Annotated in this window: 17 protein-coding genes; 2 read left to right on the forward strand and 15 right to left on the reverse strand. The window is 36.9% G+C overall.

The genetic code is table 11. The annotated features are described in order from the left end of the window. Positions 1-42: 42 nt before the first annotated feature. The 7 genes from DIS06_RS09255 to DIS06_RS09285 all read right to left on the reverse strand — a co-directional run bounded on the left by DIS06_RS09255 (position 43) and on the right by DIS06_RS09285 (position 6838). On the reverse strand, positions 43-315 hold the full coding sequence (locus DIS06_RS09255) for an HU family DNA-binding protein (protein ID WP_162595924.1): 273 nt from the start codon (positions 313-315) through the stop codon (positions 43-45). Positions 316-604: 289 nt separating this feature from the next. Continuing rightward, positions 605-2083 (reverse strand): stage IV sporulation protein A, encoded by a 1479-nt coding sequence (spoIVA, locus tag DIS06_RS09260; protein WP_110112979.1) that lies wholly within the window; start codon positions 2081-2083, stop codon positions 605-607. A 239-nt stretch (positions 2084-2322) separates the two neighbouring features. Next, complete coding sequence (locus DIS06_RS09265; protein WP_110112980.1) at positions 2323-3048, reverse strand: hypothetical protein; 726 nt, start codon at positions 3046-3048, stop codon at positions 2323-2325. A 32-nt stretch (positions 3049-3080) separates the two neighbouring features. Further along, positions 3081-3284 carry a DUF2768 domain-containing protein gene (locus DIS06_RS09270; RefSeq protein WP_110112981.1) on the reverse strand — a complete coding sequence of 68 codons (204 nt, stop codon included), beginning with the start codon at positions 3282-3284 and terminating at the stop codon, positions 3081-3083. A gap of 263 nt (positions 3285-3547) precedes the next feature. Beyond that, entirely contained in the window at positions 3548-4591 is a 1044-nt protein-coding gene (locus DIS06_RS09275) for an NAD(P)H-dependent glycerol-3-phosphate dehydrogenase (protein WP_110112982.1), read from the reverse strand. Between the two features lie 18 nt (positions 4592-4609). Then, complete coding sequence (gene der, locus DIS06_RS09280; protein ID WP_110112983.1) at positions 4610-5920, reverse strand: ribosome biogenesis GTPase Der; 1311 nt, start codon at positions 5918-5920, stop codon at positions 4610-4612. Positions 5921-6229: 309 nt separating this feature from the next. Beyond that, positions 6230-6838, reverse strand: coding sequence for a YphA family membrane protein (locus tag DIS06_RS09285; RefSeq protein ID WP_110112984.1), 609 nt, complete (start codon positions 6836-6838; stop codon positions 6230-6232). Between the two features lie 121 nt (positions 6839-6959). Here DIS06_RS09285 and DIS06_RS09290 point away from each other — a divergent pair, with 121 nt between their 5' ends. Beyond that, on the forward strand, positions 6960-7091 hold the full coding sequence (locus tag DIS06_RS09290) for a YpzI family protein (protein ID WP_110112985.1): 132 nt from the start codon (positions 6960-6962) through the stop codon (positions 7089-7091). Positions 7092-7124: 33 nt separating this feature from the next. Here DIS06_RS09290 and fni read toward each other — a convergent pair whose 3' ends face one another. The 8 genes from fni to prsW form a co-directional block, all read right to left on the reverse strand. Next, positions 7125-8174, reverse strand: coding sequence for a type 2 isopentenyl-diphosphate Delta-isomerase (fni, locus tag DIS06_RS09295; RefSeq protein WP_110112986.1), 1050 nt, complete (start codon positions 8172-8174; stop codon positions 7125-7127). A gap of 12 nt (positions 8175-8186) precedes the next feature. Then, entirely contained in the window at positions 8187-9326 is a 1140-nt protein-coding gene (gene rpsA, locus DIS06_RS09300; RefSeq protein ID WP_110112987.1) for a 30S ribosomal protein S1, read from the reverse strand. Between the two features lie 251 nt (positions 9327-9577). Further along, positions 9578-10156, reverse strand: a complete 579-nt coding sequence (locus tag DIS06_RS09305; protein ID WP_110112988.1) for a lysophospholipid acyltransferase family protein — start codon at positions 10154-10156, stop codon at positions 9578-9580. 4 nt (positions 10157-10160) lie between these two features. Beyond that, the gene (gene cmk / locus DIS06_RS09310; protein ID WP_110112989.1) at positions 10161-10832 is read right to left on the reverse strand and encodes a (d)CMP kinase; all 672 of its coding nucleotides are present in this window, start codon (positions 10830-10832) and stop codon (positions 10161-10163) included. A gap of 169 nt (positions 10833-11001) precedes the next feature. Continuing rightward, the gene (locus tag DIS06_RS20125) at positions 11002-11178 is read right to left on the reverse strand and encodes a YpfB family protein (RefSeq protein WP_162595925.1); all 177 of its coding nucleotides are present in this window, start codon (positions 11176-11178) and stop codon (positions 11002-11004) included. Positions 11179-11268: 90 nt separating this feature from the next. Continuing rightward, positions 11269-12618, reverse strand: a complete 1350-nt coding sequence (gene ypeB / locus DIS06_RS09315) for a germination protein YpeB (protein WP_110112990.1) — start codon at positions 12616-12618, stop codon at positions 11269-11271. Between the two features lie 16 nt (positions 12619-12634). Then, on the reverse strand, positions 12635-13750 hold the full coding sequence (locus tag DIS06_RS09320) for a cell wall hydrolase (protein ID WP_110112991.1): 1116 nt from the start codon (positions 13748-13750) through the stop codon (positions 12635-12637). Positions 13751-13932: 182 nt separating this feature from the next. After that, positions 13933-14583: a glutamic-type intramembrane protease PrsW gene (prsW, locus tag DIS06_RS09325; protein WP_110112992.1), complete on the reverse strand. Its 651-nt coding sequence runs from the start codon at positions 14581-14583 to the stop codon at positions 13933-13935. Between the two features lie 139 nt (positions 14584-14722). Between prsW and DIS06_RS09330 the strand changes: the two genes are divergently transcribed. Further along, positions 14723-15694 (forward strand): asparaginase, encoded by a 972-nt coding sequence (locus tag DIS06_RS09330; RefSeq protein ID WP_110112993.1) that lies wholly within the window; start codon positions 14723-14725, stop codon positions 15692-15694. Positions 15695-15749: the final 55 nt, after the last annotated feature.

Genomic DNA, 15749 nt, shown 5'->3' on the forward strand with positions numbered 1-15749 from the left:
CTCTTTATACATGACTAGTAAACAGTCATTTTTATGTAAAGATTATTTCACAGCATCTTTAAGAGCTTTACCTGGTTTGAATGCAGGAACTTTGCTCGCTGGAATTTCGATTTCTTCACCAGTTTGTGGGTTGCGACCTTTACGAGCTGCACGCTCACGAACTTCAAAGTTACCAAAACCGATTAATTGTACTTTATCGCCTTTTTTTAGAGTTTCTAAGATAGACTCAAAAACAGCATCAACTGCTTTTGTAGCATCTTTCTTTGAAAGCTCACTCGCTTCTGCAACAGCATTAATTAATTCTGTCTTGTTCATGCCATTCACCTCCTCCCAAAATAGGGTCTTATCCATAACTAGAAGCCGATGTACAGAATCTAGTAACTGTTTATATATCATTTCTTTACAAAATGATACATTCTTATACATAACTATTATGTATTAACAATGCTTATAATAAACGATAAACCTCTATAATTCAATGTTTTTAAGCATACTCTATACAAAAAACATAGCGATCAATCAATTTCTGATAAAAGATTAACATATGAACAAGTCCACCGCAAGTTAATTAAACAAAAAGAGGCCCCTTTAGAGGAGCCTTTCCTTATAAGATAATGGCAATCAATCCACCAGAGCCTTCATTAATGATACGCTCTAGTGTTTCTTTTAGCTTGTATCGAGCATTTTCTGGCATAAGAGATAATTTTGCTTGTATCCCTTCTCTTACGATAGAGCTAAGTGAACGCCCAAAGATGTCCGAATTCCAGATTGATAGTGGGTCATCTTCAAAATCTTGCATTAAATAACGTACAAGCTCTTCACTCTGCTTTTCTGTACCAATAATTGGAGCGAACTCAGATTCGACATCCACTTTAATCATATGAATCGAAGGTGCAACTGCTTTTAATCTGACACCGAAACGAGCACCTTGCCTAATAATCTCTGGCTCATCTAAACTCATATCAGCAAGAGACGGTGCAGCGATACCGTATCCTGTTTGCTTTACCATTCTTAATGCATCTGACACTTGATCATACTCTAACTTAGCATGAACAAAATCTTGCATTAACTCTAATAGATGATCGCGGCCACGAATTTCGACACCTACAACTTCTTTTAAAATTTGGTCATACAAGTCGTCTGGCGCATATAAGTCAATTTCGGCTATCCCTTGACCCATCTCAATTCCAGCTAACCTTGCTTGTTCAATAAACTCATACTCACTAAATTGATCCACAACTCGATCGACATCTCTTAATCGTTTAATATCTTTTACGATTTCTTTTACTGCTTCTTGATAACTTTCTCTTAACCAATGTTTGTCTTTTAATACCATTACCCAGCTTGGTAAATTGACATTGACTTCTAACACCGGGAATTCGAATAGAGCTTCACGTAACACGTTCATAACATCTGTATCACGCATACTCTCAACGCTCATTGCTAAAACCGGAATATCGTATTTTTGAGTGAGTTGTGCTCTTAACTTATCTGTATCTGGATGATACGGCTGAACCGTATTAATAATCATAATGAACGGTTTTCCAACCTCTTTTAATTCGTTAATTACTCGCTCTTCTGCTTCAACATAATCATGACGAGGAATTTCTCCGATTGATCCATCTGTCGTAATGACAACTCCAATCGTAGAATGCTCTTGAATTACTTTTCGAGTACCAATTTCTGCAGCTTCATGAAACGGAATTGGTTCTTCATACCACGGTGTATTAATCATGCGTGGTCCGTTTTCATCTTCATAACCTTTCGCACCCGGTACCGTGTATCCAACACAATCAACTAATCTTATGTTAACCTCAAGTCCGTCATCTACCTGAATGTTGACTGCTTGATTTGGAACGAACTTTGGCTCAGTTGTCATAATCGTCTTACCCGCAGCACTTTGCGGTAATTCGTCTTGTGTTCGAGCGCGCTCCGCTTCATTTTGAATATTCGGTAAAACTACTAGCTCCATAAATTTTTTGATGAAAGTAGACTTACCTGTACGTACTGCACCAACTACTCCTAAATAAATATCGCCACCTGTTCGCTCAGCGATATCCTTGAAAATATCTACCTTTTCCAAAAGATCCCCTCCGATCTATGAGTTCATGGGATATGATATCCATTGCGAGAATAAATTAGGACAATACATATCTATGATGTTGTCCTATTAAAATATGACTTCTCTTACAAAAATTTATGATTTTTTTCCTATGTTGACTAACTTCACGATTGCAAACAGTATCAGTTATGGTAAAGCGTGAAGAAGAAAGAAAAAACCCTTTCTCACTGAATTTTATTCAAAGAGAAAGGGTTCATGACTTATTTTTCTAAAAATATTGGTTCTTTTGTTTTTTCATCAATTGTATATGGCAAAGAATACGCTGGTACAAAGTCCGATTTTCTCATTAACAACTCTCGAATATCGTCTCCTTGCTTAAATTGATGATCCTCTTTCGATAACGCATCATATAAGTCTGCAGAGTAATCAATGAATATGTTACCTTCATGATTCATGACTAATGGTAAGTTATTTCCTGAGAACGGACTTACTACATAAGCTGGCTCTTTAAAATTTAATTTTTTATAATCAATCGAAAAAACACCTTTTGCTAACACTTCTTTAAACGGGGCATATCCACTATTTTTTTGACGATACATATTTAAGTGAACGTTTACTTCGCGTATCTTCTCTGCTGTTCTTAAGTCTATTAACTTAACAGTTGGATTTTCTTCAACGTTTGTTAATACATATGAAAAAACGCCTCCGCTTTCAAATGAGGTTCCAGGTGCTTCTTGCATATAACGAGGAATAAGTTTGTTAAAGTCGATTGGATACTTTTGATAAATAGGGGTTTTCATATCTCGATCTTTAATCGGGAGTAACCCTCCACTGTCCTCTTGATATTGATCAACAACAGTTTGAACAGCTGCAATTTGATCTTTATATGGAATTTGATTTTTCTGAAGTTTTTCCTCAGGATACAAGCACCCTGATAATAATAAAGTAATACTAGCTAACAACGCTAAAAATGTAAGCCTTTTCATATTGTACCTTCCTACCTTATGTATCATATTTTCTACTCAGGTGTTGGACCACTAAACACAACAAAGAAAATAATAATTCCTGCCAAAATCATTAGTACGTATGCAATAAATGCGATAATGGTTTTTAATATGCGGTTTTTAATCACATATCGACTCAAGTAAATCGACAAAACTGAAATAAACATAAAACCCATCGAACCAAGGGAAATCCACATCTTCATTAACGCTGGGGACATGACTATCAACTCCTTTTCCGACAACCATTATACCATATGTATCGAAAAGATAGATTGAAAAATAAAAAAGCTGAAGTGAAGGGGGCATCTTCACCTCAGCATCGACTAAACATCCCACGCTAAAATAGTTCTACTCATCATTTTTACACTGTATCTTATGCATGAACACCCGTTTAGGCATCATCAATTGGTTAATTTCTTTGTATTGTTTTTTTACAATGACTCACTTTGAACTGTATCAACCTTTCGAATGTTCACATTCATTAGTCATTCATTCGTTCGCCTAAAATGTTTGCTAAATCTTCCATTTCATGCGTTTTTGTTCGAGCCATTAATGAATCTACAGCATCCTTTGCCTTTACGTTATTAAATAACACATCATATAACGCAGCTGTAATTGGCATTTTCACCTCATACTTTTGAGCAAGTTGATAAGCTGCTTTTGTTGTACGTACACCTTCTACAACCATTCCCATATTAGCTAGTACTTCATCTAAGTTATATCCTTTTCCTAATAAATTACCAGCTCGCCAGTTTCTTGAATGAACACTTGTACATGTCACAACTAAATCTCCAATTCCCGTTAAACCTAAGAACGTAAGAGGATTTGCTCCGAGTTTACTTCCTAATCTGGCAATCTCAGCTAGGCCTCTCGTAATTAAAGCAGCTTTTGCATTATCTCCGTACTCTAAACCATCTGTAATACCAGCAGCTAAAGCGATAATGTTTTTCAATGCCCCTCCAATTTCAACTCCAATAATATCCGGGTTTGTATACACACGGAAATATTGCTGATTAGTAAAAAGATCTTGAACTTTTTCAGCCGCCTGCATATTATGAGAAGAAACTGTCACAGTAGTAGGTTGTCTGCGACTCACTTCTTCTGCGTGACTAGGTCCTGATAAAACAACGACATCTGCTAAAAGCTCATCTGGCATTTCTTGTTCAATCATTTCAGAGATACGCATTAATGTATCTGGTTCAATCCCTTTACTTACATGAACAATCGTCAAAGCATCACTTGCCACTTCTTTTAACTGTGCCATTACTTCGCGCATTGCTTTTGTCGGTACAGCCAAAACAATGGTTTCCACTTCACAAATCGCATCTGCTAAAGATGTAAATCCTTTTAGGGTTTGAGGTAGCTGAACATCAGGCAAGTATTTGTTATTGGTATGATTCTCATTAATCTCTTGAATAATTTGCTCACGGTGCCCCCAAATACGCACCTCATGTCCATTGTCAGCAAGAACAAAAGCCAAAGCTGTTCCCCAACTTCCTGCTCCTAATACTGCAATCTTCTCCACCTATATCACATCCTACTTTTATTTTCGTGCTCTTGGGATCATTTTAATTGGTGTACCTTCAAATCCGAACGCTTCACGTAGCTTATTTTCTAAGAAACGCTCATATGAAAAGTGCATAAGTTCAGGATCATTCACAAACACAACAAATGTTGGTGGTTTAACAGCAACTTGCGTTGTGTAATAAATTTTCAAACGACTTCCGTTATGAGTTGGTGTTGGATTCATTGCAACAGCATCCATAATGACGTCGTTGATTACACTTGTTTCTGCACGCAATGAGTGATTTTCACTAGCTAAATTAATCATTGGCAGAAGTGTATGTGTACGCTTTTTCGTTTTAGCTGATAAGAAAACAATTGGTGCATAATCTAAGAATAAGAAGTGATCACGTATTTTTTGCTCGAATTGTTTCATTGTCTTTTCGTCTTTTTCAACTGTATCCCATTTGTTTACAACAATTACAACCGCTTTACCAGCTTCATGAGCATACCCTGCAATACGCTTGTCTTGCTCGATAATTCCTTCTTCCGCATTTAGTACAACAAGAACAACATCAGAACGCTCAATGGCCTTTAGTGCGCGAAGTACACTGTATTTTTCTGTACTTTCATACACTTTTCCTTTCTTTCTCATTCCTGCCGTATCAATAACAACGTACTCTTGGTCTTCTTTTGTAAACTGCGTATCAATGGCGTCACGAGTTGTTCCTGCAATATTACTTACAATTACACGCTCTTCACCTAATAACGCATTAACAAGAGACGACTTCCCTACATTTGGACGACCGATTAAAGAGAAGCAAATCGTCTCTTCAGAATACTCCGTTTCTCCTTCTTTAGGAAAATACTTAGCGGCCTCATCTAATAAATCTCCTAATCCAAGTCCATGAGTACCTGAGATTGGGAACGGCTCACCAAACCCAAGAGCATAAAAGTCATACATAAGCTCTCTCATATCTGGGTTGTCAATTTTATTAACGGCTAATACAACAGGTTTCTTTGACTTATATAGAATTTTTGCTACTTCTTCATCAGCACCGGTAATTCCATCTCGACCGTTAGTTAGGAAAATAATTACGTCCGCTTCGTCAATCGCAATCTCTGCTTGGTGCTTAATTTGTTCAATAAAAGGCTCGTCTCCAATGTCGATTCCGCCTGTATCAATAATATTAAAGTCCGTGTTTAACCACTCACCTGAGCTATAAATACGATCACGTGTTACTCCTGGAATATCTTCTACAATTGACACTCTTTCTCCTACAATACGATTAAAAATCGTTGACTTTCCAACATTCGGTCTTCCAACGATTGCTATAATTGGCTTTGGCATATCATTACTTCCCTTCTTTTATCTATAAATATGTAAGTTAATTTTCTGAACGAAAATATAGCATGCTACATATAAGGTTTGCTTCATAAACCGAGGTCATGCATTCAATGATGCATGACCCCGACTGTTTGTTAATGAGGAAATTAGAACCTATTAACACTCTCAAACTGTTACAGTTGAGATAGCCTTTTCAATCTAATAATTTTATCAAAAAAAGTAATAAACAACAATATAATCTTTTATGATCAAATTTCTTAACAAGAAAGTACACGTAATTGATGAACTTTTAGCGCCTCTCTCACTCTTCTTTTACTTATAGGTAGTTTGTTTTTGTTTGTTCCATTTTAGCAGGTATCCATCAAAATAAACGGTCATTTTCAAAATCCCTTCCCATACACTAATAGTTAACACCGTGATGGCTATAATGTCTAATAGCAATAAAGCACCAATCTCGTAAGGAAAAGACAGCGTTCTAAGTACAAAAGAAAAAAATAAATCACCTTGACAGATCGCAATAATAGAACAAATAATTCTCATTTTATACGTTTTAACTAACATAAAGATCACATAAAGAATAAGAGTACTAACTATTAAGCGTTTATCAATAAAGATCCATACAGGATCGTACAATTCAAATAAACAAAAGCTTGCATAAGCGATAGCTCCAATAAATGAAGCTATGAAATAATAAACTTGTTGTCTAACTTTCACACGTGAAAAGCTTATATAACTCATAATGAGTAACAGTAAATATGTACCACTGACTGTCATCGTAAGCAATTGGACATTCGTTAAGGATAAACTAATACTAAATAATATAATGGCTGTATACCAAAACCGTTGCTTTGTTTTGTCCATAAAGAACGTTGTGACAATCCACCCCATCCATGCAAACCAATAAAAATAAATTCCTTCCATTTTTTCACCACCTTTTATTTCCATTATGTATCATTCGAAAGAAACTTAATCTTCATTGCGGTATAAATGAAAGCAGTTTGGTAAATATATAAAGGATGATGGTACGAAGGAGGAATAAAAAATGAGTAAAGACCGCCAAGAAAAGAAGTTAAAACAATCAAAAAAAGTAGAATCTGATCGTGACCAAGGACTTCATTATCCAGGGGCAACAAATCTTCAAAGTCCTGAGGAAGCACGTGATATCAATAGATAACAAAAAGGCCTGATGCTTGATCAGGCCTTTTTGTTATCTTTGCGCATAATATGCAGTTGAAATCCCTTTTTCCGTTAACCAATGATGAGTTTGACCACTTATCACAACGGGTGTTTTCTGTAACGCCGCAACCGAAGGTGCACCTAAAGCCGTCATCATAAATCTCAGTTCTTCATGCACATCGTTTACTTCTTGGATAACGTGATCTACACCTTCATTTACTAAGATAGATAAAAACCTACCCGCCATCGCAACAGCAGAAGCACCTAAAGCCACACTTTTAGCAACATCCACTGTCGTTTGAATACCACCTGAACCGATAACAGACAAACCTTTTTCTGCCTGACATACTTCAGCAATAGAAGCAGCTGTAGATATTCCCCATTCATTAAAGAACGAAAATTGCTTTTCTCTTCGTTCATTTTCAATTCGTGAGAAATTAGTACCACCGTACCCACCTATATCTAAGATGTTAACTCCCACTTCTCGGAGCTGTTTCGCTACCTTATTGTTCATGCCAAACCCGACTTCTTTTACAATAACAGGAACCGAAATTCCTTTTACAATTTGTTCAATTCGGCGCAATGCACCAGTAAAATCACGATCTCCTTCTGGCATAACCAGTTCTTGAATGACATTTAAGTGAACCTGTAAACCATTCGCTTCAATCATATCCACCGCTTGTTGCGCTTGCTCAACTGTCGCTTCGCTACCCAAGTTTGCAAATACAACACCTGTTGGATTCTCTTGTCTAACAACAGCATAGCTTTGTCTTTCCACAGGATCTTTAATGGCTGCCATTTGTGAACCAACAGCCATCGCTAAGTCACACTCACGCGCCACTTGTGCAAGAGATCGATTAATGTTTTCTGTTTCTACTCCACCGCCACCTGTCATCGCATTGATAAAAATTGGCGAACTTAAAGAAAGTTCGCCAATTTGAGTATTCAAATCTATTTTATCAACACGTAGGTTCGGCAAGCTATTATGAACAAATGAAATATCGTCTAATCCATGCAAACGATGTTGACCTGTATTTAATGCATGTTGAATATGGTCAATTTTTCGTTGCGCTCTACTCATAAAGCATCACCATTACTTTAATTTTTTTAGTTGATCTCCAATCATGTCACCTAATTGAAAGCCTTTTACTTCTTCAATCGGCTCATAATTACGATAGTCTTCCTCTGATTGTTTTTCTTCAAGATCACGGATACTTAAAGACATTCTTTTTTCACTTTCATTCACATCTAATACTTTTACTTTTACCTTTTCTCCCTCTTTTAATACTTCATGAGGAGTAGAGATGTGTTTATTTGCAATGTGTGAAATGTGAACTAATCCTTCAACGCCAGGAGCTACTTCAACGAATGCACCGAATGATACAAGTCGCTTTACAGTACCATCTAGCACATCTCCTCGCTCAAACTCTGATGAAATATTTGTCCAAGGGCCCTCTAATATATCCTTAATTGATAATGATACACGACGATTCTCTTTGTCAACTGATAGTACTTTCACTTTTACTTGCTGACCTTCTTCTACAACGTCCGATGGCTTCTCTACACGTGTATGTGCTAATTGTGAAATGTGAACTAACCCATCAACTCCACCGATATCAACAAATGCACCGAAGTCTGTTAGGCGTTGTACCTTTCCTTCTAACACTTGGCCTGCTTTTAAAGAGCTCATAACAGTTGCTTTTTCATTTAGTAACTGCTCTTCTACTACATCACGATGAGATAAAATCACACGATTCTTCTCTTTATCTAACTCTTTCACTTTTACAGTTAACGTTTTACCTTTGTAATCTTCGAAGTTTTCAACAAAGTATGTTTCAACAAGAGAAGCTGGGATGAATCCTCTTACACCAATATCAACGACTAATCCACCCTTTACAACCTCTTTTACTTCCGCTTCAAATACCTCTTTAGACACAAGCTTCTGCTCAAGGTCTTCCCATGCCTTTTCAGCATCAATCGCACGTTTGGATAAAACGAGTAGTTCATCTTCTACTTTAATCACTTTTGCTTGCACTTCTGTACCTACATCAATAGCATCTGTAGCTTTTTCAATATGCAAGCTTGATAATTCACTGATTGGAATAATTCCGTCTAGTTTACTCCCCTCTACTTCAACAAGAACTTGCTTTTCTTCGACTTTTGTTACGACACCACTTACGCGATCTCCCACTTCTAATGCGTTAAATTCTACTTGATTCATATCTTCTACCATCGTCTAATCCTCCTTAGTTACTAACCTACAGTATGTATTAAAATAAAAGAAGCTAATTTTCACTCAAAGCAAGATACCTCTAGATGTTTGAAACCATTGTTCTTTTTGTTACTTATTCTAGAGATATCCTTTCCATTGAGATTAGATTCTTTTAACAATTAGTAGTGTATATAACTACGTATAGAAAAAACTCTCTTTGTTACTAACTTCTAATAAATAGAATCTTTTGTCAAGCAAAAAGGTGCCAACTATTAATATTTTTCAAGCAATTCTGCAATTTCAGCCATAATCGCATCCGTTACCTCGTCAGCCGATGCTCTTCGCTCACGAAACTCACTCATGTTCATTGGCAGTCCGTAAACTACTTTCACTTTTCGAAACGCCTTATATGGCCCTATAATCGCACAAGGAACAACGACAGCATCAGAACGCAACGCAAAGAATCCTACACCCGCTAACCCTTTTCCAAGTTTTCCATCTCTGCTTCTTGTACCTTCCGGAAACAAACCAAGCACTTTTCCTTCTTTTAAAAGGGCAATTCCTTTTCTTAAAGCTTCACGGTCTCCCATCCCTCTTTTAACAGGGAAAGCTTGTAATCCCGGTAAGATACTTTTTAATATTGGCGCACGAAACAACTCTTCTTTTGCCATAAATGAAATCGGTCTTGGACATGTAATCCCTACTGCTGGTGGATCTAAGTTATCAATATGATTGGAACAAAGAATAACTCCACCTTCTTTTGGAATATTCTCTGTCCCAATAGCTTCAACTCGATAGATGGGCTTTAATACGCCTTTCACAACAGACCTTGCAAATGTATAAAAGCTCATCTCCTCATATCCTTTCATTCACAATTGCAAGTATACGATCTACAACATCATAAATAGTTAATGAGGTTGTATCAATTTGGGTAGCATCCTCTGCTTTTTTCAACGGCGCCACTTCTCGTTCTGAGTCTAACTTATCTCTTTTAGCGATTTCCTCTTTTAATTGCTCAATGTTAGAGGTAAATCCTTTTGATATATTTTCTTCATGTCGTCTTTTGGCGCGTTCTTCAACAGAAGCTAGTAAAAAAACCTTTACCTCTGCATTCGGTAATACATGAGTACCGATGTCACGACCATCCATTACAACGCCACCACTTTTTGCTAATTGCTGCTGACGAGCTACCATCTCTTCTCTTATACCCCGATGCTTTGCCACAATTGATACAGCATTTGTTACCTCAGATGAACGAACTTCCATCGTGACATCTACCCGATCTAAGAGGACAATCTGACCATCATTAGAAGGCTGTAAATCAATTGTAGTACGCTGTAATAACGCTAGAAGTGCATCTTCATTTTGCAAATCAAGATTTTGTTGTTGAGCTTTATAAGTAATAGCACGATACATAGCACCCGTGTCTACATAAATGTATGACAATTTCTCTGCAATAATTTTAGCAACCGTACTTTTCCCAGCAGCTGCTGGGCCATCGATTGCAATTGAAATACGTTTTTCCATACTTCCTCCTTAAATTCACAAAAAATAAACAGACCTTATTCTTTTATCTGCTATAGAAATGGACTTTCAACATATATGATGATAGATGACGAAAAAAAGAGCAGGTAATGATCCTGCACCTTGCTCGTTTATCGATAAATTATCTATTGTTATTTTATCATACGACTGTTTATGGGTCGAATGTTTCAATAATTTTATTGAAATTATTTTTCGCCACCCCTTCATATTGAATTACCTTCGAGAAATATGTACTATGATCACTTGCTAACAAAATACATTGCGCAATAAATAAAAAAATAAATTGTATAATCGCTAACTTAATTAAAAGCCCTTCAATCCTTTTCATACAGTTCACACCCTTTTTATCATTATGGATAGATGGAAGGACCTTCATACATAAAAACCTCTCTATTTGCAAATAGAGAGGTTCTAGTCATTACACTTGATTATAGAGAGGCTCTGCATTTTGAAGCTTGTCCACTTGCTCTTCATACCCATCCTTGGCATTAATAAAGATGCGATACGTATCATTGTTAATCGTTCCTAAAAACTCGTAACACAACACTTCTTCATTTACATCGTTTTTAATTAAAGCTACGCGTTCTTCCATAATCTTCACATTTTGATTAATTTTACTTCGAGCTTCTTCTTGAGATATTGTTGGCTCAGGAATTTCTCGTAGGCGATGTGACAATAAAAAATCTTTAGCAGAAAAGCCTACAACCTTACCATCTTCTAAAGAAACCTTCATCTTCACAGCATTTGGGTAAATTCTCACACCAGCTTCTGTCTCCTCTACAAATGTGAAGACTCCTGTGTTTTCATATTGTGCACTCTCAGACATCACAACACTTTCAAAATCATGTTCTTTTAAAAATGTGTGTGCTTTTTCCATCGCTTCATTCAAACTGATCTTTTGTTCTTTGACTTCAGTGTTCTGTAATACCCAAATCGGATATCCACCTTTTTTTGTTACGTCCATGTATGTTTCTTGCTTTGTTTGTGGATCGGTAATCGTTAAGCTATAAAAGCTATGATCTGCACCCTTTCCACTTTCTGCAACGTTAATCTTTTCATTTCCTTTGAGTTCTAAAAATGACCGTGCGACTTCTTTCGCCACATTTTCATTAATATCGCGTCCTTTTAATTGGGAAAACTCTCGATGCTTGTTTTGATTTGTCACAAAGCTTGGACCAAAACTACTTTCTTCATATGACTCCATGCTTTTTTCAACGGTCTTTAGTCCATCGACAATTGTATTATCGGCTTGTTTTTCTTTTGTTGCTAAAGCCAGTTCTACATCCATCCAGCGTAAATTATTTTCAATAACAAGGTGCTGCACTTTTCGCATTTCGTTTTGAATGTCTGACGATGTTTTATAGAGAGATTGCAGTGTCCCGTATTCCTCATCTGTTAGCGGAGAAGCACTTAGATCGCGAATCGCCACCTTGTAACTAAAATCACCGATGTTTGACAGAAATTCTTCTGTTTTATTAAAAGGCAATAACGCTAAAGGTAATTGTCCTAAATTGCTATGTGCTTCCGATGTCACTCGCCATACTTCCGCTAAAGCAGGCGAAAGCTGATCACGTGAATTCATTGCCAATGTTGAGCCGATTTTATCGTTTAATAAGTCTAGTTCATATGTTAAATCATGAAATGCACGTTGATAACTATTTTCTGCTTGAATTAACACCGCATCTTTTTGTTGATGCTCTGTATAACCCCAATATCCTACACCAACAATTCCTATTGCTAAAATTGCAATCAATATACTTCTAAACATGATCATTCACCTCTCTTTATTCACAGAATATATGTTTTCCTATTTGCTTAATTTGTGGTCGAGACCAAATCCATGCACTCGTTGCAGTATTAGGATTAAAATAATACTGGGCATTTCCTGTTGGGTCCCATCCATTAATTGCATCTAAAACCGCTTTTTTGGCTGTCTCATTTGGTTCTAACCAAATTTGTCCGTCTGCCACAGCCGTAAAGGCTCTCGGTTCAAAAATAACCCCTGCTACAGTATTAGGGAAGGTTGCGCTGTTTACTCGATTTAAAATAACCGCAGCTACCGCTACTTGACCAATATACGGCTCACCACGCGCTTCTCCATAAACCGCATTTGACATTAACTGAATATCGTTCTGAGAAAAACCATTTGGTACATTTGCTGCTTTTACTTGTGGAGCAGCTGACTCCTCCGACTCTTCAGTTGTATTTTGTTGTTTCCCTGCACCTTGTTGATTACCTCCACCTTGCTGAGTCCCACCTTGTGCACCTTGTTGATTACCTCCACCTTGCTGAGTCCCACCTTGTGCACCCTGTTGGTTACCTCCACCTTGCTGAGTCCCACCTTGTGCACCCTGTTGGTTACCTCCGCCTTGCTGAGTCCCACCTTGTGCACCTTGTTGGCTACCTCTGCCTTGCTGAGTCCCACCTTGTGCACCTTGTTGGCTACCTCTGCCTTGCTGAGTTCCACCTTGTGCACCTTGTTGAGTTTGACGTCTAGGGTTTGCCTTCTTTTGTTGATCCAATGGCACACCACCGTAGTGAGTAAATTTGTTTCCACTATTAATTTGTTTCTTTACAAAGTGCTCATGGTATTTTGTAGCTTTTGCTAACTTGTTCTTTGCCTCTTGACCTGCTAATCCGTCAATCTTGAGACCAAACTCATACTGAAAGTTACGTAACGCCCAGTACGTGCTCCATCCAAACACGCCATCAATTTGTCCATTATAAAAACCAAGGTATTGTAAGCGTGATTGTAATTCAATAACGTCATCCCCTACTGCTCCGTGTTGAATGACTTGGTTTGAAAATGCTGAAGCTGATTGAGGAATTGTAAAACCTATCACTAACGTTAATACACTTGTTACCAATAACGCTTTTAGACAACGCTGAAACGATAACATTAAATAACCTCCTACATCACACCAAAGTTATGATAGGAGTATTTTTTGTAATGGATGCTTTTTTATACAACATCGGAAGAATTTGTACAAAATATCTTACTAACCTTCTACTTTACAAGCTATTTTCAAACACAAAAAGCTCAGCTAAATCTCTCTTGCTACGAAAGAGCGATCAACTGAGCTTAATGTAAGGAAAACTGTTTAGCTTTCTTCACTTTACGTAATCCAAACCACCACAAACCAATCATAAAAGGAATAATAAAAAGAATCCACTGATCCATCGTGATAATGATAAAGTCGTATAATCCGTGTAAAAAAAACGGTATGAATAATGAATATGTAATCCACTGTGAACGTTCTTTCCCTTGGGAAAACTTCCCTTTCCCTAAGTAATACCCCATGATGACACCGAATAACGCATGGCTCGAAACTGGAAGCATGGCTCTTCCGATAGCCGTTTCTAATCCATTTGCAAACAGAAATAAAACATTTTCTACAGTTGCAAACCCAAGAGATACAGCTGCACCGTACACGATCCCATCATAATGCTCGTCAAACTCTACATGCTGATAAATAGTAAAGTATAAAATAAACCATTTAAAGAACTCTTCTAACAAACCAACTGTAAAAAAGGCCTTAATAAAAGGATCTTGTAATAACTGCTCTTCTTCTAATACGTATTGAATGAACATGATTGGCAACACCAGCATGGCACCAAAAATAAACGTTTTGAAAACCATCGAAATAGGTTCACTCTCATATTCATCTTTTAGATAGAAAAAGCTTAGCAGTGCTAGTCCCGGCGCAATACCTGCAGAAATAATTCCTAACATAAAAAGCGCCTCATTTCCTCTATTTTTTTTAATGTTAACATGTTATTGTAAGAAAGAAAATTATTTCCTAATAATTCATTCAGTGCATATAGAAAATGTTTGATCTATCAAACATTTAAACAGAAAGGAGACGGAATGAATGAAAACCGTTTATATCATCCATACAGGCGGAACCATTTCAATGAAAGAAGATGAACAAACAGGCTCAGTTGCACCTAGTAAACAAAACCCCTTAATGTATTCGACACCTTCAATCACAAAATTAGCAAATGTAATTGTTGAAGAAGTATTTCATTTACCTTCTCCTCATATCACACCAAACGAAATGCTTCTTTTATCTAAAACAATAGAAAAGAACATTCAACACCAACAAATTGATGCCGTTGTCATTACACACGGAACAGATACACTCGAAGAGACCGCTTACTTTTTAGATTTAACCATTCAAACTGACATTCCAATTGTACTGACTGGTGCTATGAGATCAAGTAACGAAATTGGTTCAGACGGTCCTCATAATTTTATTTCTTCTTTGCGTGTAGCAATTAGCGATGAAGCAAGAGGTAAAGGGGTACTTGTTGTCATGAATGATGAAATTCATACAGCAAAGAATGTGACCAAAACGCACACAAGTAACGTGGCAACTTTTCAAAGTCCTCAATACGGTCCAATTGGTATTGTAACGAAACAACACGTTCTATTTCATCACATGCCAACAATTCGTGACTTATATGTTGTGGATAAAGTAGATAAAAAAGTGATTTTACTTAAAGCATATGCAGGGATGGATGAGCAGATCCTACATGCAGTGTGTGATATGAACATTGATGGATTAGTAATTGAAGCATTAGGACAAGGAAATCTTCCCCCTCGCACCATCGATGGGATTAAACACTTGCTACAAAAGAACATCCCTATTGTACTTGTTTCTAGATGTTTTAATGGCATCGCACAAGACGTATACAGCTATGAAGGTGGCGGTAAACAACTTAAAGATTTAGGTGTTATCTTCTCTAATGGGCTAAATGGACAAAAAGCAAGAATTAAACTATTAACAGCTCTAGAAAAAACATCTGACCCTTCTCATTTACAAACAATGTTTTTAAAGTAATTTACCATGAACAAAGAGGAATTGATTTAACCAATTAAACACATGTTAAATCAAT

It is taken from the genome of Bacillus sp. CGMCC 1.16541 (genome assembly GCF_003184905.1).
Lineage (GTDB): Bacteria > Bacillota > Bacilli > Bacillales > Bacillaceae_H > Priestia.